We start from the raw sequence: 25,970 nt of genomic DNA, 5'->3' as shown, positions 1-25,970 counted from the left end.
CCAGATGGAAGTCACCATCAACAGTATCCGCAAGGAATTCGATCGTTTTCCGGCGCTGAACGACGTCTCGCTGAACATCGCGTCCGGCGAGCTGATCGCGCTGCTCGGTCCCTCGGGCTCCGGCAAGACGACGCTCTTGCGCCTCATCGCCGGCCTCGATTTCCCGACATCGGGAAAGATCTTCTTCGGCGACCAGGACGCCTCGCATCATTCGGTGCAGGAGCGCAATGTCGGTTTCGTCTTCCAGCATTACGCGCTGTTCCGGCACATGACGGTCGCCGAGAATATCGGCTTCGGCCTCAAGGTCCGGCCGGCCGCCAGCCGCCCGCCGAAGACGGAAATCCGCCGCCGCGTCTCCGAACTCCTGGACATGGTCCAGCTGGGCGGGCTTGAAAAGCGTTATCCGAACCAGCTCTCCGGCGGCCAGCGCCAGCGTGTCGCGCTTGCCCGCGCCATGGCGATCGAGCCGCGCATCCTGCTGCTCGATGAACCTTTTGGCGCTCTCGACGCCAAGGTACGCAAGGAATTGCGCCGGTGGCTGCGGGAATTCCACGACCGCACCGGCCACACCACCGTCTTCGTCACCCATGACCAGGAAGAGGCGCTGGAACTCGCCGATCGCGTCGTGGTCATGAGCCAGGGCAAGATCGAGCAGGTCGGCTCGGCCGACGACGTCTACGACCGGCCGGGTTCCCCCTTCGTCTTCTCGTTCATCGGCGAGTCTTCGCAGCTCCCCGTCGAGGTAAGGGACGGCACCATGCTCTTCCAGGGCCAGCCGATCGGCATTGCGGAGGCGGGCGACGGGGCAGGGGAACTGTTCTTCCGGCCGGAAGACGTGGCGCTTGTCGACGCGCCGGATGCGCTGTTCGGAAAGGTCACCGCCTGCCGCCGCCTCGCCGGCACCCGCATCGCCGAGATCGACATCGCCAATGAAGGCCACGCGCCCTATCACGTCGAGGTGGAGGTGCCGCTGCATGCGCCGATCGAGCTCGGCAGCGAAACGCGCTTCCGTCCGACACGCTGGAAGGTTTTCCGCAAGTAGCGTTTCCGCAGCCTCAGGAGGATCTTGGCCGCCCGTACACGCTGTGGCATATGCGATGCCACGGAAATCGCATTGCATGCGCCGTTGATGCGTGGCGTTTTTACCTTAATCACGGAAAGTTTTCCAAAATTGATATGTGTCAATTGTTGATTGACACAGAACGGGTAAGAACCTTACGGGCGCAAGCTCTGACGAAATGCAGGCCTAACGCTTATTTCCGTGACGGATAACCTATGGCAGACATTGCCCACCTCGAAGACCCCTCCGAGCCGGTCGCCGGCTCGCCGGCAAAGCAGTCGGCACAATCGGCCATCTCCATGGGGAGGGTGCTGGTCGACCGCCTGACTCCCGATGCGAGCATTCTTCTGTCTTTCGGTTTCCTTCTGTTCGTGATCGCCCTTGGGGTGAGCATCTTCCTCGAGGAAAATCTGGTGAGGCTCGGCTGGAGCCTGCTTCTGTCGAACAGCGATATCCACGCGCCGACGGGCCTGGCGCTGACGCTCCTGATCGGCACGCTCGCCACCAACCGGCTGCGGCGCCCGCGACGCTGCCGCAAGCCGCCGGCGAGCCACGAGATGAGCCGCGCCATCGAAATTCTCGCCACCCAGCCGAATGCGAGCGCAGGTCTCGTACGCCTCGGCGACAAGAAGCTGCTTTTCTCCGATTGCGGCAACGCCTTCATCATGTACGCCCAGCAGGGCCGTTCCTGGGTGGCGCTGTTCGATCCCATCGGCCCCGTCGATGCATGGTCCGGCCTGGCGCTGAAATTCATGGAACATGCCCGCAAATCGGGCTGCCGCGCCGTTTTCTATCAGGTCTCCCCGGATTTCCTGCCGTTCACCGTCGAAACCGGGTTGAAGCCCTACAAGCTCGGCGAACAGGCGGTGGTCGACCTGACGAAGTTCGACCTCAAGGGTGGCAACCGGATCAGGCTTCGCCGCGCGGTCAACCGCGCGGTTCGCGATGGTCTTGAGTTCTCGATGATCGAGGCAGAGGATGTTCCCGCGGTTCTCGACGAACTCCGGTCCGTCTCCCGTACCTGGCTGACGGCTCAGAATGCGACGGAAAAAGGTTTTTCGCTCGGAACCTTCCAGCCTCAATACGTGGCGGCCGGCCCGGTTGGGGTCATCCGCATCGAGGGCAAGATCGTCGCATTCGCCAACGTCCTTTCGACCGGTTCCGCCGGGGACGCCTGCATCGACCTGATGCGCCACCTGCCGAATGCTCATCAGGGCATGATGGTCTTGCTGTTCGTGCGGATCATGGAGCATCTGAGGGCCGCAGGCTTTCGAACCCTCAACCTCGGCATGGCGCCGCTTGCCGGCCTTTCGACCCATAGCAAGGCGCCGCTCTGGAACCACGTGGGCGAGCGCATCTTCCAGAACGGCGAGCGTTTCTACAATTTCCGGGGCGTGAGGTTGTTTAAGGACAAGTTCGATCCGGAATGGCAGCCGCGCTACATCGCCGTCTCCGGCCGTGGCCTGCCGGTTGTTTCACTGGTCGATGTTACCATGCTGATCGGCGGCGGGCTGAAGGGCATCCTTCGCAGATGAAGGTTCTGCCGATCGTTTTTGCAGGCATCACTTTCGTCGCTGCCATCGTCAATATCGTCTCCGACCCGGCCCTGAAGGCCAGGAGCTTGCCGATCGACCGGGTTTCTATCCCCGAAGGCAAGGCGACCGGCGTCGTGGTGCTGCTTTCGGGCGGTGAGGGCTGGACGGACCGCGAGGAGCAGACGTCCGAGACGCTGGTCAGGGACGGCGCCCTGGTGGTCGGCGTGGACATTCGCGACTATTATGCGGCGCTGGAGGAGGAGCGGGATGACTGCCTCTATCTGGTTTCCGATATCGAGGACGTGACGCGCCAGCTGCACCGATCGGCCGATATCGCCACCTATCACCCGCCGGTCGTGGCAGGCATCGGTGACGGCGGCACGCTGGCGCTGGCCATTGCCGCCCAGACGCCGGATTCGACGATCGCCGAGACCCTTGCCATCGACCCGCAGAACGCCATCCCGCTGTCGACCGTCCTCTGCACCCCGGCGCCGAAGACGCCGGTCCCCGGCGGCACGGTCTACGGCCTGACCGAAGGCGATCTTCCCAATCCCGTCCGGGTCGTCTTCACCCCCGAGGCCGACGCGGCAGGCCGGATCCTTGCGGAAAATCTCAAAAATACCCATCCCGCGATCGAGTACCGGGAAACGGCGGTGGGCGCTGATGTGGCCCTGCTGGAGAATATATCGGCGACCGTCCGTCGGCTCGCCCAGTCCGCTTCGCCGCTCAATCTGCCGATCGTACCGATCCATGCGACGCCGAAACACAATATGATGGCGATCATCTATTCCGGCGACGGCGGCTGGCGCGATATCGACCAGCAGCTCGGCGCCTATCTGAAGGAAGAGGGCATCCCGGTCGTCGGCGTTGATGCGCTACGCTATTTCTGGAGCGAGCGAACCCCGGAACAGACCGCAGCCGACCTTTCCCATATCATCAATTCCTACCGTAAGCGCTGGAACGTCGATAACGTCCTGCTGATCGGATATTCCTTCGGGGCCAATGTCCTGCCAGCGACCTACCGGCTTCTGCCGGAGGCGGACAAGCAGGCGATCTTGCTCGTCTCGCTCCTGGCGCTGTCGCATCAGGCGGATTTCGAGATCGACGTGACCGGCTGGCTAGGTTTTGCCGGCACCGGCAAATACGGCGATCCTGTCGACGATCTTCATGAGGTCGAGCCGTCCAAGATCCAGTGCATCTACGGGCTGAAGGAAGATGACACCGCCTGCCCGGCCGTCAGGGACATCCGCGGCACCCAGGTTCTCGCCCGCGAAGGCGGCCACCATTTCGACGGCGACTACCGCGCCCTCAACCGCCTGATCGTCGACAGGGCCCTGGCGCTGATGGCGACCAATTGACCGTCGACGGCGGCTGACGTTCAAGAAACGGTGAAACCTCTGGCCATCTGCGCAGACGGCCTACATCTTCCGGCACATGATCCGGAAACAGAGGAGAGCCGCCATGCCCCGTCTTTCGATCACCCGTATTCTCGCCGGCACAACGATCGCCGCATCGCTCGCCGGCACCGCCGCCGCCCATCACGGCTGGTCCTGGGCGCAAGCCGACCAGATAGACCTCAAGGGCACGATCCAGTCGATTTCCTTTGCCCCGCCGCATCCGACACTTGAGGTGAAGGCCGACGACGGCGTCTGGCGCGTCGAGCTCGGCAATCCCAATCAGACCCAGCGCTCCGGCTTCGTCGAAGGGCAGGCCAAGGTCGGCGACCAGATCACCGCCACCGGCAACCGCTCTGAAGACCGCAGCGAAAAACGCCTGAAGGCGGTGCGGATCGTCGTCTCCGGCAAGACCTTCGATATCTATCCGGAACGCATCAAGACCAATTGAGGCGGGCATGGAATTTTTGGCCATGGCTGCCGAAACGCCGCTCGCGCGGGCGCTGATCGCCTCTTCGACGCTTTATCTCCTGGTCAACGCGGCGCACATCCTCGGCATCGGCATGCTGTTCGGCGCCATCCTGGCACTCGATCTCCGGCTGCTGGGCCTTGCCCCGGTCGTTCCGCTTGCCGTGGTCGCGCCATACCTGTCACGCCTCGCCGGGGCCGGTGTCCTGATTGCCATCGTCACCGGCTTCTGCCTGTTCTCGGTGCGGCCGCTGGAATACGCCCGCAACCCGGCTTTCCTCGCCAAGCTCGGCTTGGTCGCGCTCGGCCTTCTGAACGTCGCCGTGGTTCATTTCAGCAATGGTTGGAGGGCGGTACTTGCTGGGAATGGGCCGACGACGGCACTTCGGATCTCCGCCGTCCTCTCAATCGTGCTGTGGATCAGCGCGGTAGTTGCCGGCAGATGGATCGGGTTCTTGTAGGCGTCTTGATTAATTCCAATACCTCAAGCACACTGCATCGCAATTGCAACGCATGGAGTGAAGACATGAAAACGGCGACCATTCCTTCCCTGCGGGTCGATCCGGAACTGCGGGCCGCAGCCGAGAGCGTGCTGAAAGAGGGCGAAACGCTTTCGGCCTTCATGGAAGAGTCCTTGAGGCGACAGGTCGATTATCGGAAGACCCAGGCAGAATTCATTGCAAGAGGGCTCAAGGCCCGCGATGAAGCTAAACGGACGGGAGTGTATTACAGCTCGGAGGATGTGCTGAACATGATGCGCGAGAAGCTGGAGAAGGCAAGGGCTCGTCAAGCTCAATGAGCTATCGTCTTCAATATACTCGCGAATTTTACGAGGATTTCGAGAGATATTACGGCAATCTGGCCGAGATTGATTTGCAGCTTGCCGAGCGTGTTTTCGATGCCATGCAAAAAGCGATAAAGGTGCTTGAGGATTTTCCTTTCGCAGGGCGAAGGGCTGTGTCCGAAAATGCTTTTGCACGAGAGCTACTCGTCCCGTTCGGTTCGAGCGGATATATTCTCCTGTACGAAGTGGAGGACAGCGAGACGGTTACCATCCTCGCCGTCCGCCACCAGCGCGAAGACGACTACCACTGATCACCGGTCACTCACCATCGCCCGCGGATTGACCCAGGGCTCCTGATTGCTGCGGGGTAGGGGCGTCCTGCCGAGAATATGGTCGGCCGCCTTCTCTCCGGTCATGATCGAGGGGCCGTTGAGGTTGCCGTAGGTCACATGCGGGAAGATCGACGAGTCCGCGACGCGCAGGCCCTCGACGCCGATCACCCGGCATTCCGGATCGACCACCGCGAGCGGATCGTCCGCGCGGCCCATGCGACAGGTGCCGCAGGGGTGATAGGCGCTTTCCAGATGCTCGCGCAGGAAGGCATCGATCTGGTCATCCGTCTCGACCTGTTCGCCCGGCTGGATTTCCGGCCCGCGATACTGGTCGAACGCCGTCTGGGAAAAGATCTCCCGCGTCAGCCGCACGCAATGGCGGAACTTCTCCCAGTCTTCAGGATGGCTCATGTAGTTGAACCGGATCACCGGATCGGCCTTCGGATCGGGCGATCGCAGCGTCACGTTTCCGCGCGACTTGGACAGGTTGTAGCCGACATGCACCTGGAATCCGTGGCTTTTCGCCGCCGCGCGTCCGTCGTAGGAAATCGCCACCGGCAGGAAATGGTATTGGATATCCGGTTGGATGAGCCCTGCGCTCGAGCGCAGGAAGGCGCAGGCCTCGAACTGGTTGGAGGCGCCGAGCCCGCCCTTCGAGAGCAGCCATTGCGCGCCGACCACGCCCTGCCAGAACCAGGGCAGCCAGGAATAGAGCGATACCGGCTTGGTCGAGACCTGCTGGAAATAGAATTCCATATGGTCCTGCAGGTTTTCGCCGACACCCGGCCGGTCGGCCTTCACCTCGATGCCCATTTCCTTCAGATGATCCGCCGGCCCGATGCCGGACAACATCAGCAATTTCGGCGAGTTGAACGAGGAGGCCGCAACGATCACCTCGCGGTTGGCCGTGATCGTCTCGGTGACGCCGCGGCGAACAATCTCGACGCCGACGGCGCGGCCGTGCTCGATGACGATCTTCTGAGCCAGTCCATAGACCAGTTCGACATTCCTGCGCTTCAGCGCCGGCTTCAGATAGGCGTTGGCGGCAGACCAGCGGCGGCCGTTATGGATCGTCTGCTCCATCAGCCCGAAACCTTCCTGCTTCGAGCCGTTATAATCCTGAGTCATCTCGAAACCGGCCTGGGAACCCGCCTGGATGAAGGCGTGGAAGAGCGGATTGGTCACCGGCCCACGCTTTACATGCAGCGGCCCGTCCGTGCCCCGCCAGCCTTCCTCGCCGCCATGGCTATGCTCCATCCGCTTGAAATACGGGAGCACGTCCGCATAGGCCCAGCCTTGCGCGCCGAGCTCCTCCCAGCGGTTATAGTCTTCCGCGTGTCCTCGGACATAAACGAGCCCGTTGATTGACGACGACCCCCCGATGACCTTCCCGCGCGGCGCTGTGATACGCCGGTTGTTGAGGTTCGGCTCGGGTTCCGAGAGATAACCCCAGTTGTAACGCTTCATGCTCATCGGCCAGGCGAGCGCCGCCGGCATCTGGATGAACGGCCCGAAATCCGTGCCCCCCGCCTCGATGACGATCACCGAATTTTTGCCGTCCTCCGACAGGCGATAGGCCATGGCGGAGCCTGCCGAACCGGAACCGATGATGACGAAATCTGCCTGCGCCATTTGCAACTCTCGATTGATAGTCATATAGCTGTAAGCTATATTGATCTAATGAAGGCTGTACTTTATTCTAAGGTCGCACTGAAAAGCCTGAGCCGGATGCAGCCCAAACGCCAGGCTGCCATCAGGGCGAAGGTCGATGCATTCGCCCGTGGTGAAAGGGTCGATCTCAAAAGGCTGGAGGGCAGCGCGCTCGTTCGCATCCGCGTCGGCAATGACAGGATCATCATCGACGAGGAGACGAACCTCGTCGTCGTTATCGATGTCGGGCCTAGAGGCGGTATCTATAAGGAGTGAACAATGGGTGTTTTTGACAAGACCGTCATTGACGGCAAGTCTTATGTCCTGGTTCCCGAAGACGACTTCGAGGATATGATGGACACCATCAAGGCCAACGAAATCATGGCGCGCATCGCCGCCGGAGAAGAAACCTGGCCGGCTGAGTTGGTGTACGAACTGCTTGAAACCGAAAGCCGCATCCGTACCTTCCGCAACTACCGCAAGATGACCGTTTCCGAGCTTGCGGACGCGGCCGGCATATCGCAGCCGTACATGTCCGAGATCGAAACCGGTAAGAAGACCGGTTCCGTAGAGGTTCTGAAGCGAATTGCGGTTGCGCTTAGGGTCGATCTCGACGACCTTGTTCTGGACTGACGCCATCTTCAATACGGCGCCTCGACCTTGCCCATGCCCACATAGACCGTCTTCAGCTCGGAATAATGCTCCAGCGCCGCGAGCGAATTCTCCCGCCCGAAGCCGGATTGTTTCGAGCCGCCGAAGGGGATTTCCACCGGGCAGAGATTGTAGGTATTGATCCACAGCGTGCCGGCCTCGAGCTGATCCGCCACCCGATGCGCACGCGTGAGATCGGACGTGAAGACTCCGCCGGACAGGCCGAATTCCGTGCCGTTGGCGCGGGCGATCACCTCGGCCTCGTCATCGAAATCGAGCACGCACATGACCGGCCCAAAAATCTCCTCGCGCGCGATCGTCATGTCGTCGGTGACGTCGGCGAAGACGGTCGGCTGAACGTAGTAACCTTCGCCGGTCACGTGGTTGGGAATGCCGCCGCCGGTGACGAGCGTGGCGCCCTCGGCCTTGCCCTTGTCGATATAGCTCATCACCTTCTGGCGCTGATCGAACGAGACCATCGGTCCGATCTGGGTCGCCTCGTCCATCGGATCGCCGATCACCATGTTTTCCGTGCGTGCCTTGAGGCGCGACAGGAACGTCTCCTTGATACCGCGTGCCACGAACACGCGGGTGCCGTTGGAGCAGACCTGGCCGGTCGAATAGAAATTGCCGAGCATCGCCCCGCCGATGGCGCTGTCGATATCGGCATCGTCGAAGACGATCAGCGGCGATTTGCCCCCGAGCTCCATCGTGACGTGCTTGAGGCTTCCGGCAGCGGCCGCCGCCACTTTGCGGCCGGTCGGCACCGAGCCGGTCAGCGATACCTTGGCGACATCTGGATGGTTGACCAAGAGCGGTCCGGTCGTCCGGTCGCCCTGGATGACGTTGTAGAGCCCCTTCGGCAGGCCCGCTTCGATCAGGATCTCGGCGATCTTCAGCGCCCCGAGCGGCGTGTTTTCGGACGGCTTGAACACCATGGCATTGCCGCAGATCAGCGCCGGCGCGCCCTTCCAGCAGGCGATCTGCTGCGGATAGTTCCAGGCGCCGATGCCGACGCAGACGCCGAGAGGCACCCGTTTCGTATAGGCAAAGTCCTGCCCCAGCGGGATGTAGCTTCCGTTGAGTCCTGCCGCTGCGATACCCCCGAAAAATTCGAAGCTGTCGGCGCCCGAAGTCGGGTCGGCCACGATGGTTTCCTGGATCGGCTTGCCGGTATCCAGCGTCTCCAATTCGGAAAGCTCCCGGTTGCGCTCCCGCATGATGTCGGCGGCGCGCTTGAGGATACGGCCGCGGGCGGTCGGGCTCATGGCCGCCCAAGCCGGTTGGGCGCGTTTGGCGGCCGCAATCGCCCTCTCGACGATCGCGGGCGTCGCCGCATGCAGGCGTGCGATCACCTCTCCGGTCGCCGGATAGAGGCTTTCGATGACGGTGCCGTCGGTATCCTCGACATATTCGCCGTCGATGAAATGGCTGGCGATCGGCTGGGCTTTCATCTCATTCTCCGCGCGGGTAGCGTTTGGATTCCTCGAGATTGTCGAGGTTCATGTGGTTGCGCATGTAGCGCTCGGATGCTTTCTGCAAGGGCTGGTGGTCCCAGGGGTAATAGGCGCCGTTGCGTAGCGCCTCGTAGACCACCCAGCGCCGCGCCTGGCTTTCACGCACCGCCGCGTCGAAGGCGCCCATGTCCCAGCGCTCCTCGCGCTGGCGCCGGAAGAGAGCGACCACCTCGGCAAAATCCGGATCGCCGGCGAGGTTGTTGAGCTCCTGGGGGTCGCTTTCCAGATCGAACAACTGGTCCGGATCGAGCAGGCAGTGGATATACTTCCACTTGCCCTCGCGGATGGCGACAAGCGGCGCATGGGAACCTTCGGCCGCATATTCCATCAGCACCGGGCTCGTGCGGGCAGTCCCCTCCATCATCGGCTTCAGGCTCTCGCCGTCCGTCCAGGGCTTGATCTCGTCCATCGAAATGCCGGCCAGATCGCAAAGCGTCGGCGTCACGTCGAGGTTGGAAACCGGCGCCAGATGCAGACCAGCGGGCACGCCGGGGCCGGCGATCATCAGCGGCACGCGCGCAGAACCCTCGAAGAAGTTCATCTTGAACCACAGCCCGCGTTCGCCCAGCATGTCGCCATGGTCGGAGCAGAACAGGATCAGCGTGTCGTCCAGCATCCGCGTCCGCGTCAGCGTGTCGACCAGCTCGCCGACCTTCTCGTCGATATAGGAGATGTTGGCGAAATAGGCTCTTCGCGAGCGGCGGACATTGTCTTCCGTCACGTCGAAGTTCTTGTAGTCGCAGGAAAAGATGATCCGCTTCGAATGCGGATCCTGGTCTTCGAGCGGGATCGGCCCGACTTCCGGCAGCAGGTGCTCGCAATCCTCGTAGAGATCCCAGAACTTCTTCCGCGCTACATAGGGGTCGTGCGGATGGGTGAAGGAGACGGTCAGCGCCCAGGGCCGCCGGTCGGTATCGTCCCGCTCGCGGGCAAGATGATAGAGCTTCTGGTTGGCGAGGAAGGCGACCTCGTCGTCATATTCCATCTGGTTGGTGATCTCGGCAACGCCCGCGCCGGTCACCGAACCGAGATTGTGATACCACCAGTCGATGCGTTCGCCCGGCTTGCGGTAATCCGGCGTCCAGCCGAAATCGGCCGGATAGATATCGGTCGTCAGCCGGTCCTCGAACCCGTGCAACTGGTCCGGCCCGACGAAATGCATCTTTCCCGACAGTGCCGTGTAATAACCGGCGCGGCGCAGGTGATGCGCGAAGGTGGGGATCGACGAAACATATTCGGCGGCATTGTCATAGACCCGCGTCCGGCTCGGCAACTGCCCGGCCATGAACGAGGCACGTGCCGGCGCGCAGAGCGGCGAGGACGTATAGTTGTTGACGAACCGGGCGCCACGTGCGGCAAGCGCCTTCAGGTTCGGCGCATGCAGCCACTCCGCCGGCCCGTCAGGAAACAGCCTCCCGTTCAGCTGGTCGACCATGACGATGAGGATATTGGGCTTGGTCATGGCGTCCTCAATTGTCGGGATGGCGTGGGGAGCCGGCACTTTCGCGCGCGGCAGGCAATGCCCGGAGGCCAGGCAGATGGATCCTCGGGTCAAGCCCGAGGATGACGGAGCGCGTGGGATCGGTTGGCGCAACAGATGAGGTTGCCGGCTGCCGGGAGGCTTCTCCTGTCATCCGTCGCACCTCCCTCTCCGCCGTCATCCTCGGGCTTGACCCGAGGATCCACCCGCGTGTGCTGCTGCGGATGGGCCACGATACCTCACCACCTGCAATCGCGCCGCTTTTGAGGAAGTGGGGCGTCGCGCGTCGTCGCTCGGCTGTGACCATCTCGATTTGCCTTAGATTCCTTCAGTGATTTGAGTTATTTTCGATCGTCTTCGCAATCAAGAAGCGATTGCGAACCTTCCTGTTCCAAAAGCGCGCCGTTGACCCGGATCAAGCCTGCTCCACATCCTTTACATTAGGTTCGGGTGAGGTTTAGGCAAAAAAGGGGTTGGCCATGACGTTCGGTCTGGATACGCCGTCGGTATCGACGGTCCGCGACAAGTGGGGCTGGTTTCTTGCTCTCGGCATCCTGCTGCTGCTCTTCGGTTTTCTCGCGCTCGCCAATCTCTTCGTGGCGACGGTCGCGTCGGTCTTTTACATCGGTATGATGATGCTGACCGGCGGCGTCGCCTATCTTGTCCATGCCTTCCAGGTGAAGGGCTGGGACCATATCCTGTTCTGGGCGGCGAGCGGTATCCTTTATACGATCGCGGGCCTGCTCGCCTTCTGGAACCCGGCGCTGACCGCCGTCATCGTCACCTTCTTCATGGCGGTGGCACTGATCGTCGCCGGCATTTTCCGCCTCTGGGTCGGCTTTAGGATGCGGCCGATGCGCGGATCCGGTTGGGTGATTTTTGGGGGCGTCATTACAGCGCTTGCGGGCCTCGTCATCGCGCTCGGCTGGCCGGTCAACAGCCTCTGGATCCTCGGCCTGTTCCTCGCGATCGACCTGACGATGCAGGGCTGGGCCCTGGTCGCGGTCGCGCTTGCGGCCAAGCCCTGAGGCACGCAAGGGTTGCCTCTAAGTCTCTAAAATCTTGTATAAAAATGCTTTTTATCGTCATAAAACTTTCATCCAACCTTCATGTTCGGGAAAGGTATTTTTGACCAATTGCTGGGAACCTGACATTCGTGTTGAGGCATGTTTTAGGCCATTGCGCAGTGGAGTAATGAGTGATGTCGTCTGCGGCCATCTTGGAACCGGGCGTTTTCCGCCGGTATGCGAGCGATCAGCTTGTCACTCTAGCCAAACTGGTCCTGGAAAATGCCTTCCAGCCGATCGTCGAGGTCGGCACCGGTTCCGTCTTCGGTTATGAATCGCTGTTGCGCGGCCAGGAGCGGATCGGTTTCTCTTCACCGCTCGAACTGCTCGATGAGGCCCAGGAGACCGACCAGCTTCTGGCACTCGAACAGATGATGGCAACCCGGGCGCTGGCGAAATTCGCCAGCCTGCCGGATTTCTCCTCCCAGACCCTGTTCCTCAATCTCGACGTCCGGCTGATCCGCCACGGCAAACATTTCCTTGAAAAGGTCGTGCAGCACCTGCGCACGGCGAATATCGCTCCGTCGTCCGTCTGCTTCGAATTCTCCGAGCGTTTTGACAATACCAGCGTGCCGGAATTTGCAGATCTGGTCACCCAGATGCGGAAGGAGGGCTTCAAGCTGGCGATCGACGATTTCGGCGTCGGCCATGGCGAGATGAAGCTGCTCTGCGACTATCCGGTCGACTACCTGAAGATCGACCGCCATTTCGTCGCCGGCATCGACGGGAACCCGCGCAAGCGCCACCTCGTCAAGAACATCGTCAACATCGCCCACGTGCTCGGCATTCGCGTCATCGCGGAAGGCATCGAGACGGAAGCGGAATTCCTTGCCTGCCGCGAATACGGCGTCGATCTCGTCCAGGGCTGGTTCATAGCCCGGCCGACGACATTCGTGTCAGAACTGCAGCCGTCCTTCCCCTATCTCGCCGATATCGGCCGTACCCGGCGCTCCAGCCAGTCGCTCGACGAAATCCTCATCCGCAAGCAGATCGAACACCTGCCGACCGTCTACGAGAACCAGAGCATCGACAGCGTCTTCGACCTGTTTCGCCGCAATCCGCGCCAGGCTTTTTTCCCGGTGCTGAATGCGAACGGCGAGCCACGCGGCGTCATCAACGAATACCACCTCAAGGAATATATCTATCAGCCCTTCGGCCGCGATCTCCTGAAGAACAAGGTCTATGAACGCTCGATCTCGCATTTCGTCGACCGAGCCCCGATCGTCGGGCTGGATGCGGAAGCCGAAGAACTGATGACGCTGTTTGCCAATATGGAAAACAGCGCCTGCGTCATCCTGACGGAAAACATGCGGTATGCGGGCGTCGTCTCCGCCGCCTCGCTGATCAAGGTCGTCAACGAAAAGCAGCTGAAGATCGCCCAGGACCAGAACCCGCTGACCGGCCTGCCGGGCAACCGCGCCATCCGCGACTTCATGCAGGAGACCGGCCGCGACGACGACGAGACCCGCTTCTTCTGTTATTGCGACTTCGACAACTTCAAGCCGTTCAACGATCATTACGGCTTCCAGATGGGCGACCATGCGATCTCGCTGTTCGCAGCTCTGGTGAAGCGTTATTTCTTCTCCGACGGCGATTTCCTCGGCCATGTCGGCGGCGACGATTTCTTCATTGGCGTGCGCGGCTGGACCCGCGACGAGCTGAACGAAATCCTCGAACGCCTGCTCTCCGATTTCCATGACGATGTCGTCGAACTCTATTCTCCGGAAGAACGCGCCGCCGGCAAGATCCGCGGCCACGACCGTTCCGGCGCCGAGCGGGATTTCCCGCTGCTGCGCTGCTCGATCGGCGTGCTCGAACTGCCGCAGGGCCTGCTGCTCGACGATGTCGGCCGCATCGGTTCGGAGATCGCCGCCGTCAAGGCGGAAGCCAAGGAAAACGAGGGCGGTCTGGTTTTCGCAAGTTTCGGCGAGACAAAATGACCTAGGCGGCGGAACGCCGCCTTCCTATCGCGAGGCGACTATCCTAAGTCAGGGACCTGTCACCGGTCTCGTCGGTGGCCGCACCGAGAGGAGTTCTGCCATGCCGCTTCCCACCGAAATGCGTTTCGTCGATCTGCCGTCCTTCGGAGAGCCGGAGGTGATGACCATTGCCAGCGGTCCGCTGCCGGCGGTGCGGCCGGGCGAGATCCTGGTCAAGGTGGAGGCGGCCGGCATCAACCGCCCCGACGTGCAGCAGCGCAAGGGCGCCTATCCGCCCCCGAAGGACGCAAGCCCGATCCTTGGCCTGGAAGTATCAGGCGAAGTGGTGGCAATCGGGGAGGGCGTCAGCGAATTCAAGCCCGGCGACAAGGTCTGCGGGCTCGCAAACGGCGGCGGTTACGCGGAATATTGCACCGTTCCTGCCGGGCAGGCACTGCCATGGCCGAAGGGTTATGATGCGGTCAAGGCCGCGGCGCTGCCGGAAACCTTCTTCACCGTCTGGGCCAATCTGTTCCAGATGGCGGGCCTGACCGAAGGCGAGAGCGTGCTGATCCATGGCGGCACCAGCGGCATCGGCACGACCGCCATCCAGCTTGCCAGGGCGTTCGGCGCGACGGTCTACGCGACGGCCGGCTCCAGGGAAAAGTGCGAGGCCTGCGAAAAGCTCGGCGCTGCGAGAGGCATCGACTACAGGACCGAGGACTTTGCCGAGGTGATCAAGGCGGAAACCGGCGGCCGGGGCGTCGATGTCGTGCTCGACATGATCGGTGCTGCCTATCTCGAAAAGAACCTCTCGGTTCTCGCCAAGGACGGCTGCCTGTCGATCATCGCCTTCCTCGGCGGCAACATCGCCGAAAAGGTCAACCTCTCGCCGATCATGGTGAAGCGCCTGACGGTCACAGGCTCGACCATGCGCCCGCGCACGGCAGACGAAAAACGCGCCATCCGCGACGATCTTCTGGCCCAGGTCTGGCCGCTCCTGGAGGACGGAACGGTCGCCCCCGTCATCCACTCCGTCCTGCCGTTCGCAGACGTCGTCGAGGCCCACAAGCTGATGGAAACCAGCAGCCATATCGGCAAGATCGTGGTGAAGCTTGTATAAGCGGCTTGCGAAATTATACTTGTTTTGATATAAATCACGGACCGATATGAAGCGGCTGGAATTTCTCGGTGATGCCTTGGAGCAGTTGCGGGACTTTCCGGAGGCCGCCCGCAAGGAAGCGGGCGTCCAGTTGCATAAAATTCAGCTTGGCCTTGAGCCGAGCGACTGGAAGCCTATGACGACGATCGGACCGGGTGTGCGGGAAATTCGCATCCGCGACGAGGCGGGCGCTTTTCGCATCATCTACGTGACCAAAATAGAGGATGCCGTCTACGTCCTGCATGCGTTTCAGAAAAAGACGCAGCAGACGGTAAAGCGGGATCTGGATATTGCCACCGCGCGTCTGCGGCAGATCTGATTGGATTGGACCAATGGAACGCCAGAGCTTTTCAAATGTCTGGGACGCGCTGGAAAACACTCCGGCGGAAGCGGCCAATATGTCTATGCGGTCGGCCCTGCTGATTGCAATCGAGCAGAAGGTCAGGAACTGGAATGTGACTCAGAAGGATGCTGCGGCTCGCCTCGGTATCACCCAGCCGCGCCTGAATGACTTGCTGCGGGGCAGGATCGCAAATTTCAGTCTGGACGCACTCGTTGAATTGGCCGGGAGAGTTGGGCTTTCCGTCCGGCTGGATATCGCGGACGCAGCCTGATTTCCGATCCTGCAAGCTGGCCGAAATCCGAAAGATCGTGGTGACTTTGAGCTGAAGGGGAGAATCTGCCTCGATCGAAGCTGGCGAATTCTAGGGGTGGAAGGTCGCCGCCGCAACTCAATTAAATACGCAATCGTTTATATAACGTGGCTTGCAGAACAGGGCTTTGGCACTTACCTTTTAATCATCGTCAACGTAGTGAAAGGAAGGTGATCCAATGTCTAGTGAGATTTCGGTCTGTGTAACGGGCAATGGAAAGGTGGCGGTTTTGACGGGGCAACCCTCGGCCTGAACCTCATCTTCCTTCGGGGAGCTCACGAAGCGCCCCGGGTTCGTTCAACCGGACCAAACTCATGGAAGGGTCGCCTCGAGCGGCCCTTTTCCATTTTATGGCCTTTCATTTTCAGCGGCTTTTGTTCGGCCGACGGCTCTTCATTTTTCATTATTTCTAATATGAGAAAGACCTATGCGCCTCTCGCATGGGTGGCCTGCTGAGTGGGCGCTTTCAGTGCACGTTTGATGAGCTTATATAAGCGTCATCGAAGCAAACGAGAGCGACAAGGACTGGCGCTCAAGCTTCGAAAGTCCCAGGAAAGGGGAACCATCATGAACGTCGCACGCACTCTCAACAATTGGCGCAAGTACCGTCAGACGGTTGCCGAACTGGGCCGTATGACACCGCGCGAACTCGACGATCTCGGCATCGCCCAGGGCGATATCCGCCGGGTCGCGCGTCAGGCCGTCGGCTTCTGATCGCCATCTGATCTGCATGTTTGTCGAACGCCCGCATCCGCGGGCGTTTTGCATTTGATGCATAGCTGCCATCTTAAATCCCGATCCGTCCGAGCGCCGGCACCTTGATGCCGGGATTGGCGATATCGAGGCCCGCGACCAGGCCGAGGAAGTGCACTTCAAACCCGCTGCGCAAGCCGGCAGACAGGCCGATGAGGCCGCGCACGGTCACATGCACGTCGCGCCAGTCGTCGTCCAGATGAATGAATTCGCCGTCCGGCAGATAGTCGCGGCCGACTGCGTGCGGCGGCAGCACGGCGTCAAGCTCCGGCACGCTGCGCAGCACATGGGCGACGAAGGTGTTGGAATTCGGCCCCGGCCAGATCGTGTAGCCGCCCGGTTCCGCGTAAGGGTAGGCGGCGATCGCGCCCTCGACCTTCGGGATCAGCAGTTCCGCCTTCGAACCGGTGACGGAGGTAACGATCTGCGGCGTGTTGGAATACCAGTAGGCGTCGGGCGAATAGCCGTTGCGGCGGATCGGCGAACCCCACCCCACCTTGTCGAAGCGCGTATAGGTTTTCGCGCCTTTTTCCTTGAAGACAATCCACGCATGGCTCGCCACGGCACCCTTCAGGCCACCCGTCATTGCCGAGAAGACGTAGATCGCCGCTTCGTCGCTTGTCTCTGGCTTCGGTAGGATGCCCGCCGACGACCAGCGTGCCTCGCGCCAGCCCGACGGACGCTCCTTCATCGCCCAGAGACCGGCGGATGCGAAGGTCGGAACCAGGTAGACGATGAAGATGGCCAGAAACAACCGCTTAACCGATTTCATACGGTCCCCCATGAAAATCCCGCCGGACTCGTTTAAGAGCCTGTGATATCGCCAGACGATAGGCACATTGAAACCGGCAATTTCAGGACAGACCATGCAAAACCCCGTTACCGTCGAAGTTACCAGAGGCAGCCTGGTCGAAAGCCGTCACCGCGGGCTCGGCGCCGTCGTGGATGGCGATGGCAAGGTTCTCTTCTCGTTCGGCGACGCGGACGCGCATGTCTTCCCCCGTTCCGCCAGCAAGGCCATGCAGGCGCTGCCGCTCATCGAAAGCGGTGCGGCGGACGCCTATGGCTTCGGCAACAAGGAACTCGCCTTTGCCTGCGCCTCCCACTCCGGCGAGGACGCGCATGTGGCGATGGCCGCCTCGATGCTCGGCAAGGCCGGCCGCGACGATAGCGCGCTCGAATGCGGCGCCCATTGGTCTTCGGAACAGGCGGTGCTGATCCATCAGGCCCGCACCATCGAGGCACCGACAGCACTGCACAACAATTGCTCCGGCAAACATGCCGGCTTCGTCTGTACCTGCGTGCACACGGGCATGAATCTGAAAGGCTACGTCGACTACGACCATCCGCTGCAGGCCGAAATCCGCGGCACGATGGAAACCCTGACCGGCGCCATTATCGGCCACCAGAATTGCGGCACCGACGGCTGCTCGATCCCGACCTATGCGGTGCCGCTGAAAGGCCTTGCCCACGGTTTCGCAAAGATGGCGACCGGCAACACCTTGTCGGCCGAACGCGCCAAAGCCTCGCGCCGGCTGATGGATGCCTGCATGGCCGAGCCCTTTTACGTTGCCGGCACCAACCGCGCCTGCACCAGACTGATGGACGTCGCGCCCGGCCAGATTTTTGCCAAGACCGGCGCCGAAGGCGTCTTCATCGCCGCCCTTCCGGACCAGGGCATCGCCATGGCGGTGAAATGCGAGGACGGCACCACGCGCGCCGCCGAGGCGATGATCTTCGCCCTGATCGCCCGCTATTTCGAAAAGGGCGGCGAGGTGCACGCCAAGCTGATGGCGATGGCCAACAAGCCGATGAAGAACTGGAACGGCATCCATGTGGGCGATGTGAGGGTGACCGACGCGCTGTTTGCGTGAGGTTGGCGAGACTGTTTCGGTCGAAATGTAATCCGCTGGACGAGATTGGCGCGACCATTTCCCCACACGCCGTCATCCTCGGGCTTGACCCGAGGATCCACCGCCGCGTTTGCGGCGAATGGCATTCTTTTCACGCGAAAGACTTCGCGTGGATGGATCCTCGGGTCAAGCCCGAGGATGACGAAGGAGAGGGCAGTGCCTGCGAAGGCGGAGGCGCCGAAGATCCTCTGCGTCTCGCCTCACGCCTCCATGAGGCCCACACCTATCGCCCGATAAGGCGCAATCCGCTCCTCTTCGATTCCCTCCTGCACGATCATGCCCGACAATGCCGAAACCGGCATGATCACATGCGGTGAAACCGCATCCAGCTTCTCTTCTGTGACCAGCGTGATCGTCTCCGCCGAGCAGGCCGCGATATGCCGCTTGATCGCGGCCTCCTCGAAATCGCCGGTCGAGAGCCCACGGGCCGGATGTAAGGCGGTGACGCCGAGGAAGAATATGTCCGGCCGCATCAGCGCGATCTGCGCCATGGCCGCCGCACCTGTCGCGACCATGGAATGTTTGTAAAGCCGCCCGCCGATCAGGGTCACCTCTGCTGTCGGATGATGCTCGAGTTCCGCCGCGATCGTCGGGCTGTGGGTGACGATCGTGAAGGCGAAGTCGCGGGGCAGGGCGCGGGCGATTTCTGCTGTCGACGTGCCGCCGTCCAGAAAGATCGTCTGGCCCGGCTTCACCATGTCGGCCGCAGCCCTGCCAAGCCGCTGCTTCACACCCGATGACACGGCCCGCCGGGCGGACAAATCCGGCAGGTCGGGAGAGATGGGCATCGCCCCGCCATGCACCCGCCGCAACAGCCCTTCCGCCGCCATTTCCCGAAGATCCCGCCGGATCGTGTCCTCTGAAAGCGAGAATTCTTCCGCCGCTCGTTTGGCGATGACCTGCCCCTCCCGGCGCAGCATGTCGAGGAGGAGGCTCTTGCGTTGGCTTGTCAGCATGGGTCTTGACTCTGCACGAAATTGCATGAATAAGCGCATTTATGCCTGATATTACCGCTAATGTAAAGCGTGTCAGGCAAATTCGTGCAATTCCGCGATGAATGCGGACGAGTTGGAGAAACGAAGATGTTGATCTTGATTGCAGGCCCCTACCGCTCCGGCACTGGAGACGATCCTGAGAAGATGGCCGAGAACCTGAAGCGGCTCGAAGCGCCGTCGCATGCGCTGTTCAAGGCCGGCCATGTGCCGATGATCGGCGAATGGGTGGCGCTGCCGGTCTGGCATGCCGCCGGCGGAAAACATGTGGGCGACGATCTCTACGAGGAGATCTTTCACCCGGTGGCAGGACGTCTGCTGCAGCTCTGCGAAGGCGTCCTGCGCCTGCCGGGTGCTTCCAAGGGCGCCGACAACGATGTCCGGATCGCCAACGAACGCGGCATTCCGGTCTGGCATCGGCTGGAAGATGTGCCCGGTGTCAGCTGACCGGCGGTTTGAGACTTCTGGCTTGAAAAACCGTGCTAGAACGGCGCGGTCCAAAGGAGGATTTTCATGTATACGCTGTTCTTTTCGCCCAACGCCTGTTCGCTGGCCAGCCACATCGCGCTTGCCGAATCCGGTCTGCCCTACGAGATCAAATGGGTGAAATTCGCCGACAAGGAACAGCAGTCGGAAGCCTATCTGAAGATCAACCCGAAGGGCCGCGTCCCGGCACTCGCAACGGACCGGGGTATCATCACCGAGTCCGTCGCGATCCTCGCCTTCATCGCCCAATCGGCGCCCGAGGCGAAGCTCGCGCCGCTCGACGACCCGTTCCTGTTCGGCAAGATGCAGGCGTTCAACGCCTATATCGCCTCGACGGTGCATGTCGCCTATGCCCATTGGCGCCGCGGTTATCGCTGGGCGGACAACCAGTCCTCCTTCGACGACATGGTCGCCAAGGCGCCAAAGGTCTTTCACGATTGTTTTCAGGTGATCGAGGACTCGTTGCTCGAAGGCCCCTACGTGCTCGGGGAAACCTATTCGGTGGCCGACGCCTATCTATACCTGATGACCGATTGGCTCGCGAACATGAAGCTCGACCGTGCGGACTTTCCGAAGGTCAATGCGCACTACGAGCGGATGAAACAGCGTCCGGCCGTACAGCGCGCCCTGGCCGAACAGGCTGCCGCGACTGCGGTCTAACGCCGGAAGACGGCGAGCTTTTCCGCTCGAACATGGAATTCACCTCAGCCGCCCGCTCCTCTCCTGGGGGAGTGGGTCACGATGGCGTCAGGCGCATTTCGCCAGAGGCGCCTTATTGCAGTTCGTATCGGCTTGAGCCAGGCGCGGGAAGGGCAGGTCGGCGAGCTGCCGAAGGTCCATCGCGCGGATGTCGGGATGGCGGAACGCGTCGTTCGACTGCAGGTCCGTCAATGTTTCGGTCGTTTCCAACCAGGCTTTCAAGTTTAAGAAAATCTTCAGCGGTACCATGACCGTTACCTCGCAAATATGTGACCATTTGCAGACGTAACATCGGCTTTTCCGTTCGGTTTTTCAATTGAGTTCTTGAGAATGTGACTATAGAAAAACTATATGAGCAATCTCAATCTCGTGCATCTCAACGGCTTGCGGGCGCTTGAGGCGGTCGGACGCCTGGGCTCGCTGCAGGCGGCTGCCGACGAACTCGGCGTTTCGGTCGGTGCCGTCAGCCAGCAGGTGATCAAGGCCGAAGCCCAGCTCGGCCAACCGGTCTTTCAGCGTCTGCCGAAAGGCATGATGCCGGTCGATTCGGCGCGGCCCATGCTGGTGCGATTGAGCGAAGGTTTCCATGCGCTTTCCGAAGCGGTGGCGATCGGCAGGCGGCATGACGATGCGCTGCTGACCATTTCCGTCGCACCCGTGTTTGCAGCCCGGTTCCTCGTCCACCGGCTCGATCGGTTCTCCAGCCTGCACCCGGAAATCCGCCTGCGCATCGACGCGACGACCAGGCTCGCCGATCTCGGTGTCGACGATATCGATCTCGGCATCCGCGTCGGGCCGGGCACCTGGCCTGGCGTCGATGCCGAGCTGCTGATCGAGCAGACGGTCTTTCCGGTCTGCTCGCCGACGCTTGCCGAAAAGCTGAAGGAGCCGAAGGATATCCTGAAACTGCCGACGATCATCGACGGCCCCTCGATGTTTTCCTGGGAGATCTGGCTGAACGAAGCGGGATTGTCGGGCGCCGGCATGGCGACCCGCCACGTCTTCAACGACGCCTCGCTCTGCCTCGATGCGACGATCGCCGGACAGGGCGTGATGCTCGCCTGGCATACGCTTGCCACCTACGCGCTGGAACAGGGGCGGCTGGTCGAGCCGTTTTCGATCCGGGCACGTACCGGCATGGGGCATTATCTCGTCACCCGCGCCGGCGCTCGGGTGCCGGCGAAGGTGAGGGCTTTCCGGGACTGGCTGAAGACGGAGCTGCCGCCGCTCACGGAAAGCCGAAGTTAAGGCGTTACGCCGGTTCGGCGGTTCGCTTGTCCCACATCGCCTTGAAGCCGGGGCGAGCCTGGGCGGCCTCGACCCACGCTTTCAGGGCCGGACGGCTGTCGAACAGCGGCGCATATCCCTGGGCATAACGCACGACTTCCCCGACATTGATATCTGCCACCGTGAAACGGCCGCCGACCATGTGGCTGTTGTTGGAAAGGTGCTTTTCGAGCACGTCGAAGGGCCGCTTCAGGGTGCGGGCGGCGACTTCGATATCGGCCTTGCCTTCTTCCGTTTCCGCCCTTCCGCCGGCAATCGTGGCGGAGATCTTCAGCGCCGGGGTCTCGATACTGGTCGCACCGAACAACGACCACTGAACCATCTGGCCTTCCTCGGCGATATCCTTCGGCCCGAGTTCGCCGCCGTATTTGCGGGCAAGATAGAGCGTGATCGCCAGCGATTCGTGCAGCACGAAACCATCGTCGTCCATCGACGGGATCGAGCCCATCGGGTTGATGCTCAGGAATTCCGGCGACAGCGTGTTGACCGGTGCGCCCGGTGCCATCGGCTCGGGCAGGCGGTAGCCCTGGATGATCGGAATATGTTCGAAAGGAATACCCAGTTCCTCGACGAGCCACAGCGGCCGCGTGGCGCGCGAACGGTAAACACCATAGATCTTCAGCATTAAAGTCCCTCCAGGAAATGCGAGCGCAAGCTACGGGCAGGCCGCCCTAAACGGAAGACCAATCCGCGTTGGACGACCATGAAAGTTTTCGATAGGATTTAATCGTGTCCGATTTCTTGGAAAGAAGCCGATCATGCGCACCACCCAGTCGCTCAGCATCACCCTGCCGCTCGAAATGGCGCAGATGGTCAAGGCCAAGGTCGCCTCCGGCGAATATGCCACCGAAAGCGAAGTCATCCGCGACGGCCTGCGCACGCTGCTCGCCCGCGACGCGGCGATCGAGAAGTGGTTGGTGGAGGAGGTGGTTCCGACGCTGGATGAAATGGAAGCGCACCCGGACCGCCTCTTGTCTCCTGAGGAGGTCCGAAAACGCCTTGACGCCCGTTTTGAAAAGATGGTGGCGAAAGACTAAACGATCCGGTTGCTCTCGATCGTCAGATGCTTGAACCCCTGGGCCTGCCCGTCGCCCCGGCCGAGTTCTGCCGTGGACGGCGTTTTCCACCGGTGGCCGATCACCGCGCCGTCCTTCACCGCCTCGAACAGGTTGCCGGAAATCAGCGCTGCGCCGGCGCCTTCGACCACCGTCACCGCACAGCCGACCTTCGCCTGCCGGACGATGTTGTTGCTGGCGAGCACGTTGCGCAGGTACGGCCCGAAACCGAGCGCCATGCCCCAGAGCGGCACATTCTCGATGACGTTGCCGGTGACCGCCGTATCCGCCTCGACGCTGATGCCGACGCCGAAGATCGCTCCGTCGAGTACATAGGGGCCGGTGGGGGTGAGGTTGCGGACGATATTGTTGGCGACGGTCGCAAGCCTTCCGCCTTCGTTGAAATTGACGACCGAGATGCCGTTTGCCGCGCCATCGACGATATTGTTCGAGACCATCGCGCCCTCGAAGGCGAATTCCGCATAGATCGCCGTCTCGCCGGAGGCAAGGCAGGTATTGTTGGCGATCTGCGCGTTCGAGGCGCTGTTGGCGCGGATCGCCGAAAAGGCCGAATGCGAGATCTGGTTGCCGGTCACCATCACGTTGCCCGCCCGGAACAGGTTGATGGCGTTTCCGTACTGGCCGGTGCCGCCGTTCGTGGCGCCGATCCGAAAGATGCGGTTGCCGGAAACGATCGTCCCGTCGGTGCCCTTGGTCCAGCGGTGGATGAGGATGCCGCCATTGCCGCAGTCGAAGACCGTATTGCCGGTGACCGAAAGCCCGGTGCTCTCGACCGCATAGAGGCCGTATTCGGCGGCGCCGGAAATGCGGCTGCGCTCGATCCGCCCGCCGCAGCGTTCGAACTGCACCGCGGTCCTGCGAGAGCCGATGATCTCGCAATTGTCGATGGCGATCTCGCTGATGCCGCGCATGGTGACGAGCGCCGGGCTCTGGTCGCCCAGCCCGCGGTTCGCGCCGTCGATGACGATGTTGGAAAGCTCGATGCGGCGCACCCCGTCGGCGGTGAGCATCCGCCCCTCGCCGGAATAGACGAGCCGGGAAGCCCCGGCCACGCCGGTTATGCGGGTACCCTCGGGCAGATCGAGATTGGACACCGGGTAGTTTCCGGGCGGCAGGAAGACCGGCATGTTCTGGCGCGCCGCCTTGGCGATGATCTCCGCGAGCTTGCGGTTCTGCTTGTCGCCTCCGTCCGGGGTGACGCCGTGTGCGCCGGCATCGATCGAGCCGCGCAGGTCGATCGTCGAAAAGCCCTGGGCAGCGGCGAGGAGGGGCCGAGGCACGGCTCCCGCCGCCGCCGCACCCGCGATCATCGTCAATGCCGTTCGTCTCGAAATCATCCAGCGTCTCCCCTGCGTCAATAAAGCATTTTCCATGCCGGTCCTTTATATTGTTACTATGCTCGAAGGTTCTGACCGATTGAGTAAAAAAGGCTTCTTTCGAAGCTTCAATCATGGCAATTTCACAATGATCTTAAGCAACGATAAGGAATTCTCCGCCATGCTATACGGCAACTTGGCGCGAGTTCCCGCGTATTTTCTATGGAAAATGAAAAGGAGGCACTCGGATGGCGGGACCCATGTCGCATAGCATGCCCTTGGGTTTTGTCGATCCGCTGGACGAACTCTGCAGCCGCCTCCTGCGCGTTTCCGCTGACAGCGAGATAGACCTCGACATCGCGCTGGTCACCCGCGAACTTGAAACCCGCACCCTTCTCGATCAGCTTCCTGACTTCATTTACGTAAAGGACCGTCGCGGCCGCTTCGTCTTTGCCAATGCCGCAGCCGGGCGCAGCAGCAAGCTGCATAAAGGCAACGACCTGATCGGCAAGACGGATTTCGACATTCTCGATCATGAAACCGCGCGCGAACTGTTTCGCGTCGAGCAGGAGATCATGTCGACCGGCGTGGCGATCGAGGGTCGCGAGGAACGCATCAAGCTCGGCGACGGCCGCACGCTCTGGCTCACCACTTCGAAAATGCCGATGCGCGACGTTCACGGTCAGGTCGTCGGCCTGGTCGGGATTTCACGCGACATTACCGAGCGCAAACGCCAGGACGACCGCCGGCACGGCCATGCGCGTCTTCTCGAGATGATCGCCCGGGGTCAGCCTTTGTCGGCGGTTCTGGATGCGATTGTCAAAACGGTAGAAGACGAGCTGGACGACGTCATCGCCTCGGTCCTGCTTCTCGAAGAGGGTACGGACCGGCTGCGCCACGGCGCGGCGACCCGCCTTCCGCCCGCTTATGTGAAACTGATCGATGGCATCGAGATCGGCCCGAAGGTCGGCTCCTGCGGAACGGCTGCCTGGCGGCGCGAACCGGTCTTCGTCAAGGACGTGCTGGCCGATCCGCTCTGGGACAATTATCGCGAACTGGCGCTGAGGTTCGGCTTCCGCTCCTGCTGGTCGACGCCGATCATGGGCGCCGACGGGCAGGTGCTGGGCACCTTCGCTCTCTATTCGGATGCGCCGCGCGAACCGACCGCGCTCGAGCTCGAGTTGACGGCGATGGCGACCGACATTGCCGGCATCGCCATCGAACGCGCCCGCGCGGAAGAGCGCATCCAGCACATGGCGCATCACGATCCGCTGACCAGTCTTCCGAACCGCACGCTGTTCTGGGCGCAGTTCAGCCGCGCCCTGCATGAGGCCCGCCGCGAGAAACGCAAGGTCACGGTCGCTTATCTCGACCTCGACAATTTCAAGCAGATCAACGATACGCTGGGGCACGCGGCCGGCGACGAGGTGTTGAAAACGCTGTCGTGGCGCATGGTCAACTGCGTCCGCGTGACCGATCTTCTGGTTCGCCTCGGCGGCGACGAGTTCGCGATCGTCTTCAGCAATGTCAGCCAGGACGAGCTCGGCCTGGTGCGCCGGCTTCAGGAATTGCGGACCGCGATTTCGAAACCCATCGTCATCGACGGCAAGAGCGTCGCCGCCACCTGCAGCATGGGCGTCGCCTTCTTCCCGCAGGACGGCGATACGCCGGAAGAACTGCTCGCCCGCGCCGACCGCGCCATGTACGAAGCCAAGGATCTCGGCCGAGACCGCCTGCGCGTTTCGAATGTACCAGGCGATGGTCTTGGCATCTAGG

29 protein-coding genes are annotated in these 25,970 nt (G+C 61.6%); 21 read left to right on the top strand and 8 right to left on the bottom strand.

Annotated elements, in window-relative coordinates; all coding sequences use genetic code 11:
* Positions 1-4: 4 nt before the first annotated feature.
* The 7 genes from ACZ9EJ_RS13830 to ACZ9EJ_RS13800 all read left to right on the top strand — a co-directional run bounded on the left by ACZ9EJ_RS13830 (position 5) and on the right by ACZ9EJ_RS13800 (position 5,552).
* Positions 5-1,042 carry a sulfate/molybdate ABC transporter ATP-binding protein gene (locus ACZ9EJ_RS13830; protein ID WP_046641577.1) on the top strand — a complete coding sequence of 346 codons (1,038 nt, stop codon included), beginning with the start codon at positions 5-7 and terminating at the stop codon, positions 1,040-1,042.
* A 233-nt stretch (positions 1,043-1,275) separates the two neighbouring features.
* Complete coding sequence (locus tag ACZ9EJ_RS13825; protein WP_046641578.1) at positions 1,276-2,595, top strand: phosphatidylglycerol lysyltransferase domain-containing protein; 1,320 nt, start codon at positions 1,276-1,278, stop codon at positions 2,593-2,595.
* Positions 2,592-3,953, top strand: a complete 1,362-nt coding sequence (locus ACZ9EJ_RS13820) for a virulence factor family protein (protein ID WP_052764662.1) — start codon at positions 2,592-2,594, stop codon at positions 3,951-3,953. The genes ACZ9EJ_RS13825 and ACZ9EJ_RS13820 overlap by 4 nt, the downstream gene beginning before the upstream one ends.
* Positions 3,954-4,056: 103 nt before the next feature.
* Positions 4,057-4,440, top strand: coding sequence for a DUF6152 family protein (locus ACZ9EJ_RS13815; protein WP_046641579.1), 384 nt, complete (start codon positions 4,057-4,059; stop codon positions 4,438-4,440).
* A gap of 7 nt (positions 4,441-4,447) precedes the next feature.
* Positions 4,448-4,918, top strand: coding sequence for a DUF6644 family protein (locus tag ACZ9EJ_RS13810; protein WP_046641580.1), 471 nt, complete (start codon positions 4,448-4,450; stop codon positions 4,916-4,918).
* Between the two features lie 65 nt (positions 4,919-4,983).
* A complete protein-coding gene (locus tag ACZ9EJ_RS13805; RefSeq protein WP_007751339.1) occupies positions 4,984-5,256 on the top strand; it encodes a YlcI/YnfO family protein in 273 nt (90 codons plus the stop codon).
* Positions 5,253-5,552 carry a type II toxin-antitoxin system RelE/ParE family toxin gene (locus ACZ9EJ_RS13800; RefSeq protein ID WP_046641581.1) on the top strand — a complete coding sequence of 100 codons (300 nt, stop codon included), beginning with the start codon at positions 5,253-5,255 and terminating at the stop codon, positions 5,550-5,552. Before ACZ9EJ_RS13805 ends, ACZ9EJ_RS13800 begins: the two co-directional genes overlap by 4 nt.
* On the opposite strand, the gene betA is transcribed toward ACZ9EJ_RS13800, so the two are convergent.
* Positions 5,553-7,205: a choline dehydrogenase gene (betA, locus tag ACZ9EJ_RS13795; RefSeq protein ID WP_046641582.1), complete on the bottom strand. Its 1,653-nt coding sequence runs from the start codon at positions 7,203-7,205 to the stop codon at positions 5,553-5,555.
* 96 nt (positions 7,206-7,301) lie between these two features.
* Between betA and ACZ9EJ_RS13790 the strand changes: the two genes are divergently transcribed.
* On the top strand, positions 7,302-7,499 hold the full coding sequence (locus ACZ9EJ_RS13790; protein ID WP_245282673.1) for a type II toxin-antitoxin system RelE family toxin: 198 nt from the start codon (positions 7,302-7,304) through the stop codon (positions 7,497-7,499).
* A 3-nt stretch (positions 7,500-7,502) separates the two neighbouring features.
* A complete protein-coding gene (locus tag ACZ9EJ_RS13785) occupies positions 7,503-7,856 on the top strand; it encodes a helix-turn-helix domain-containing protein (RefSeq protein WP_046632582.1) in 354 nt (117 codons plus the stop codon).
* A gap of 8 nt (positions 7,857-7,864) precedes the next feature.
* Here the strand turns inward: ACZ9EJ_RS13785 and betB are convergent, their stop codons facing one another.
* Both betB and betC read right to left on the bottom strand, forming a co-directional pair.
* Entirely contained in the window at positions 7,865-9,328 is a 1,464-nt protein-coding gene (betB, locus tag ACZ9EJ_RS13780) for a betaine-aldehyde dehydrogenase (protein ID WP_046641583.1), read from the bottom strand.
* Between the two features lies 1 nt (position 9,329).
* Positions 9,330-10,853 (bottom strand): choline-sulfatase, encoded by a 1,524-nt coding sequence (betC, locus tag ACZ9EJ_RS13775; protein ID WP_046641584.1) that lies wholly within the window; start codon positions 10,851-10,853, stop codon positions 9,330-9,332.
* 497 nt (positions 10,854-11,350) lie between these two features.
* On the opposite strand from betC, the gene ACZ9EJ_RS13770 reads away from it, so the two are divergent.
* From ACZ9EJ_RS13770 to ACZ9EJ_RS13745, 6 genes are all read left to right on the top strand, one after another.
* Entirely contained in the window at positions 11,351-11,899 is a 549-nt protein-coding gene (locus ACZ9EJ_RS13770) for an HdeD family acid-resistance protein (protein WP_046641585.1), read from the top strand.
* A gap of 173 nt (positions 11,900-12,072) precedes the next feature.
* On the top strand, positions 12,073-13,878 hold the full coding sequence (locus tag ACZ9EJ_RS13765) for a bifunctional diguanylate cyclase/phosphodiesterase (protein WP_046641586.1): 1,806 nt from the start codon (positions 12,073-12,075) through the stop codon (positions 13,876-13,878).
* Between the two features lie 100 nt (positions 13,879-13,978).
* Positions 13,979-14,980 (top strand): NAD(P)H-quinone oxidoreductase, encoded by a 1,002-nt coding sequence (locus ACZ9EJ_RS13760; RefSeq protein ID WP_046641587.1) that lies wholly within the window; start codon positions 13,979-13,981, stop codon positions 14,978-14,980.
* A gap of 46 nt (positions 14,981-15,026) precedes the next feature.
* Positions 15,027-15,338: a type II toxin-antitoxin system RelE/ParE family toxin gene (locus ACZ9EJ_RS13755; protein ID WP_046641588.1), complete on the top strand. Its 312-nt coding sequence runs from the start codon at positions 15,027-15,029 to the stop codon at positions 15,336-15,338.
* Positions 15,339-15,351: 13 nt separating this feature from the next.
* Positions 15,352-15,633 (top strand): helix-turn-helix domain-containing protein, encoded by a 282-nt coding sequence (locus ACZ9EJ_RS13750; protein ID WP_046641589.1) that lies wholly within the window; start codon positions 15,352-15,354, stop codon positions 15,631-15,633.
* A gap of 606 nt (positions 15,634-16,239) precedes the next feature.
* On the top strand, positions 16,240-16,386 hold the full coding sequence (locus ACZ9EJ_RS13745; protein ID WP_080954168.1) for a DUF1127 domain-containing protein: 147 nt from the start codon (positions 16,240-16,242) through the stop codon (positions 16,384-16,386).
* A 73-nt stretch (positions 16,387-16,459) separates the two neighbouring features.
* On the opposite strand, the gene ACZ9EJ_RS13740 is transcribed toward ACZ9EJ_RS13745, so the two are convergent.
* On the bottom strand, positions 16,460-17,197 hold the full coding sequence (locus tag ACZ9EJ_RS13740) for a DUF3750 domain-containing protein (protein WP_046641590.1): 738 nt from the start codon (positions 17,195-17,197) through the stop codon (positions 16,460-16,462).
* Positions 17,198-17,291: 94 nt separating this feature from the next.
* Here ACZ9EJ_RS13740 and ACZ9EJ_RS13735 point away from each other — a divergent pair, with 94 nt between their 5' ends.
* Positions 17,292-18,299, top strand: coding sequence for an asparaginase (locus tag ACZ9EJ_RS13735; protein WP_046641591.1), 1,008 nt, complete (start codon positions 17,292-17,294; stop codon positions 18,297-18,299).
* A 239-nt stretch (positions 18,300-18,538) separates the two neighbouring features.
* Here ACZ9EJ_RS13735 and ACZ9EJ_RS13730 read toward each other — a convergent pair whose 3' ends face one another.
* A complete protein-coding gene (locus ACZ9EJ_RS13730) occupies positions 18,539-19,294 on the bottom strand; it encodes a DeoR/GlpR family DNA-binding transcription regulator (RefSeq protein WP_046641592.1) in 756 nt (251 codons plus the stop codon).
* 126 nt (positions 19,295-19,420) lie between these two features.
* Between ACZ9EJ_RS13730 and ACZ9EJ_RS13725 the strand changes: the two genes are divergently transcribed.
* Both ACZ9EJ_RS13725 and ACZ9EJ_RS13720 read left to right on the top strand, forming a co-directional pair.
* Positions 19,421-19,777 (top strand): hypothetical protein, encoded by a 357-nt coding sequence (locus tag ACZ9EJ_RS13725; RefSeq protein WP_046641593.1) that lies wholly within the window; start codon positions 19,421-19,423, stop codon positions 19,775-19,777.
* Positions 19,778-19,843: 66 nt separating this feature from the next.
* The gene (locus ACZ9EJ_RS13720; RefSeq protein ID WP_046641594.1) at positions 19,844-20,476 is read left to right on the top strand and encodes a glutathione S-transferase family protein; all 633 of its coding nucleotides are present in this window, start codon (positions 19,844-19,846) and stop codon (positions 20,474-20,476) included.
* Between the two features lie 87 nt (positions 20,477-20,563).
* Here ACZ9EJ_RS13720 and ACZ9EJ_RS13715 read toward each other — a convergent pair whose 3' ends face one another.
* Positions 20,564-20,764 carry a hypothetical protein gene (locus tag ACZ9EJ_RS13715; RefSeq protein ID WP_046641595.1) on the bottom strand — a complete coding sequence of 67 codons (201 nt, stop codon included), beginning with the start codon at positions 20,762-20,764 and terminating at the stop codon, positions 20,564-20,566.
* Between the two features lie 102 nt (positions 20,765-20,866).
* On the opposite strand from ACZ9EJ_RS13715, the gene ACZ9EJ_RS13710 reads away from it, so the two are divergent.
* Positions 20,867-21,763 carry a LysR substrate-binding domain-containing protein gene (locus ACZ9EJ_RS13710; RefSeq protein ID WP_046641596.1) on the top strand — a complete coding sequence of 299 codons (897 nt, stop codon included), beginning with the start codon at positions 20,867-20,869 and terminating at the stop codon, positions 21,761-21,763.
* A 4-nt stretch (positions 21,764-21,767) separates the two neighbouring features.
* Here ACZ9EJ_RS13710 and ACZ9EJ_RS13705 read toward each other — a convergent pair whose 3' ends face one another.
* Entirely contained in the window at positions 21,768-22,427 is a 660-nt protein-coding gene (locus ACZ9EJ_RS13705; RefSeq protein WP_046641597.1) for a glutathione S-transferase family protein, read from the bottom strand.
* Between the two features lie 133 nt (positions 22,428-22,560).
* On the opposite strand from ACZ9EJ_RS13705, the gene ACZ9EJ_RS13700 reads away from it, so the two are divergent.
* The gene (locus ACZ9EJ_RS13700) at positions 22,561-22,839 is read left to right on the top strand and encodes a ribbon-helix-helix domain-containing protein (RefSeq protein ID WP_046641598.1); all 279 of its coding nucleotides are present in this window, start codon (positions 22,561-22,563) and stop codon (positions 22,837-22,839) included.
* Here the strand turns inward: ACZ9EJ_RS13700 and ACZ9EJ_RS13695 are convergent.
* Positions 22,836-24,215, bottom strand: coding sequence for a TIGR03808 family TAT-translocated repetitive protein (locus ACZ9EJ_RS13695; RefSeq protein WP_046641599.1), 1,380 nt, complete (start codon positions 24,213-24,215; stop codon positions 22,836-22,838). The two genes, ACZ9EJ_RS13700 and ACZ9EJ_RS13695, sit on opposite strands and share 4 nt — an antisense overlap.
* Positions 24,216-24,442: 227 nt before the next feature.
* Here ACZ9EJ_RS13695 and ACZ9EJ_RS13690 point away from each other — a divergent pair, with 227 nt between their 5' ends.
* Positions 24,443-25,969 (top strand): sensor domain-containing protein, encoded by a 1,527-nt coding sequence (locus ACZ9EJ_RS13690; protein WP_080955809.1) that lies wholly within the window; start codon positions 24,443-24,445, stop codon positions 25,967-25,969.
* Position 25,970 lies beyond the last annotated feature (1 nt).

The organism is Neorhizobium sp. USDA 3394, assembly GCF_056280385.1.
Note: the sequence above shows the minus strand (reverse complement) of the source record. Positions and strands in the feature narration are given on the sequence as shown.

Excerpts from the sequence above, each read along its gene's own strand:
- ACZ9EJ_RS13705 (WP_046641597.1), bottom strand. The coding sequence starts at position 22,427 with ATGCTGAAGATCTATGGTGTTTACCGTTCGCGCGCCACGCGGCCGCTG.
- ACZ9EJ_RS13755 (WP_046641588.1), top strand. The coding sequence starts at position 15,027 with ATGAAGCGGCTGGAATTTCTCGGTGATGCCTTGGAGCAGTTGCGGGAC.
- ACZ9EJ_RS13740 (WP_046641590.1), bottom strand. The coding sequence starts at position 17,197 with ATGAAATCGGTTAAGCGGTTGTTTCTGGCCATCTTCATCGTCTACCTG.
- ACZ9EJ_RS13770 (WP_046641585.1), top strand. The coding sequence starts at position 11,351 with ATGACGTTCGGTCTGGATACGCCGTCGGTATCGACGGTCCGCGACAAG.
- ACZ9EJ_RS13765 (WP_046641586.1), top strand. The coding sequence starts at position 12,073 with ATGTCGTCTGCGGCCATCTTGGAACCGGGCGTTTTCCGCCGGTATGCG.
- ACZ9EJ_RS13710 (WP_046641596.1), top strand. The coding sequence starts at position 20,867 with ATGAGCAATCTCAATCTCGTGCATCTCAACGGCTTGCGGGCGCTTGAG.
- ACZ9EJ_RS13825 (WP_046641578.1), top strand. The coding sequence starts at position 1,276 with ATGGCAGACATTGCCCACCTCGAAGACCCCTCCGAGCCGGTCGCCGGC.
- ACZ9EJ_RS13790 (WP_245282673.1), top strand. The coding sequence starts at position 7,302 with ATGCAGCCCAAACGCCAGGCTGCCATCAGGGCGAAGGTCGATGCATTC.
- betB (WP_046641583.1), bottom strand. The coding sequence starts at position 9,328 with ATGAAAGCCCAGCCGATCGCCAGCCATTTCATCGACGGCGAATATGTC.
- betA (WP_046641582.1), bottom strand. The coding sequence starts at position 7,205 with ATGGCGCAGGCAGATTTCGTCATCATCGGTTCCGGTTCGGCAGGCTCC.
- ACZ9EJ_RS13745 (WP_080954168.1), top strand. The coding sequence starts at position 16,240 with ATGAACGTCGCACGCACTCTCAACAATTGGCGCAAGTACCGTCAGACG.
- ACZ9EJ_RS13785 (WP_046632582.1), top strand. The coding sequence starts at position 7,503 with ATGGGTGTTTTTGACAAGACCGTCATTGACGGCAAGTCTTATGTCCTG.
- ACZ9EJ_RS13805 (WP_007751339.1), top strand. The coding sequence starts at position 4,984 with ATGAAAACGGCGACCATTCCTTCCCTGCGGGTCGATCCGGAACTGCGG.
- ACZ9EJ_RS13735 (WP_046641591.1), top strand. The coding sequence starts at position 17,292 with ATGCAAAACCCCGTTACCGTCGAAGTTACCAGAGGCAGCCTGGTCGAA.
- ACZ9EJ_RS13700 (WP_046641598.1), top strand. The coding sequence starts at position 22,561 with ATGCGCACCACCCAGTCGCTCAGCATCACCCTGCCGCTCGAAATGGCG.
- ACZ9EJ_RS13830 (WP_046641577.1), top strand. The coding sequence starts at position 5 with ATGGAAGTCACCATCAACAGTATCCGCAAGGAATTCGATCGTTTTCCG.
- ACZ9EJ_RS13720 (WP_046641594.1), top strand. The coding sequence starts at position 19,844 with ATGTATACGCTGTTCTTTTCGCCCAACGCCTGTTCGCTGGCCAGCCAC.
- ACZ9EJ_RS13820 (WP_052764662.1), top strand. The coding sequence starts at position 2,592 with ATGAAGGTTCTGCCGATCGTTTTTGCAGGCATCACTTTCGTCGCTGCC.
- ACZ9EJ_RS13730 (WP_046641592.1), bottom strand. The coding sequence starts at position 19,294 with ATGCTGACAAGCCAACGCAAGAGCCTCCTCCTCGACATGCTGCGCCGG.
- ACZ9EJ_RS13695 (WP_046641599.1), bottom strand. The coding sequence starts at position 24,215 with ATGATTTCGAGACGAACGGCATTGACGATGATCGCGGGTGCGGCGGCG.
- betC (WP_046641584.1), bottom strand. The coding sequence starts at position 10,853 with ATGACCAAGCCCAATATCCTCATCGTCATGGTCGACCAGCTGAACGGG.
- ACZ9EJ_RS13690 (WP_080955809.1), top strand. The coding sequence starts at position 24,443 with ATGGCGGGACCCATGTCGCATAGCATGCCCTTGGGTTTTGTCGATCCG.
- ACZ9EJ_RS13815 (WP_046641579.1), top strand. The coding sequence starts at position 4,057 with ATGCCCCGTCTTTCGATCACCCGTATTCTCGCCGGCACAACGATCGCC.
- ACZ9EJ_RS13750 (WP_046641589.1), top strand. The coding sequence starts at position 15,352 with ATGGAACGCCAGAGCTTTTCAAATGTCTGGGACGCGCTGGAAAACACT.
- ACZ9EJ_RS13760 (WP_046641587.1), top strand. The coding sequence starts at position 13,979 with ATGCCGCTTCCCACCGAAATGCGTTTCGTCGATCTGCCGTCCTTCGGA.
- ACZ9EJ_RS13725 (WP_046641593.1), top strand. The coding sequence starts at position 19,421 with ATGTTGATCTTGATTGCAGGCCCCTACCGCTCCGGCACTGGAGACGAT.
- ACZ9EJ_RS13800 (WP_046641581.1), top strand. The coding sequence starts at position 5,253 with ATGAGCTATCGTCTTCAATATACTCGCGAATTTTACGAGGATTTCGAG.
- ACZ9EJ_RS13810 (WP_046641580.1), top strand. The coding sequence starts at position 4,448 with ATGGAATTTTTGGCCATGGCTGCCGAAACGCCGCTCGCGCGGGCGCTG.
- ACZ9EJ_RS13715 (WP_046641595.1), bottom strand. The coding sequence starts at position 20,764 with ATGGTACCGCTGAAGATTTTCTTAAACTTGAAAGCCTGGTTGGAAACG.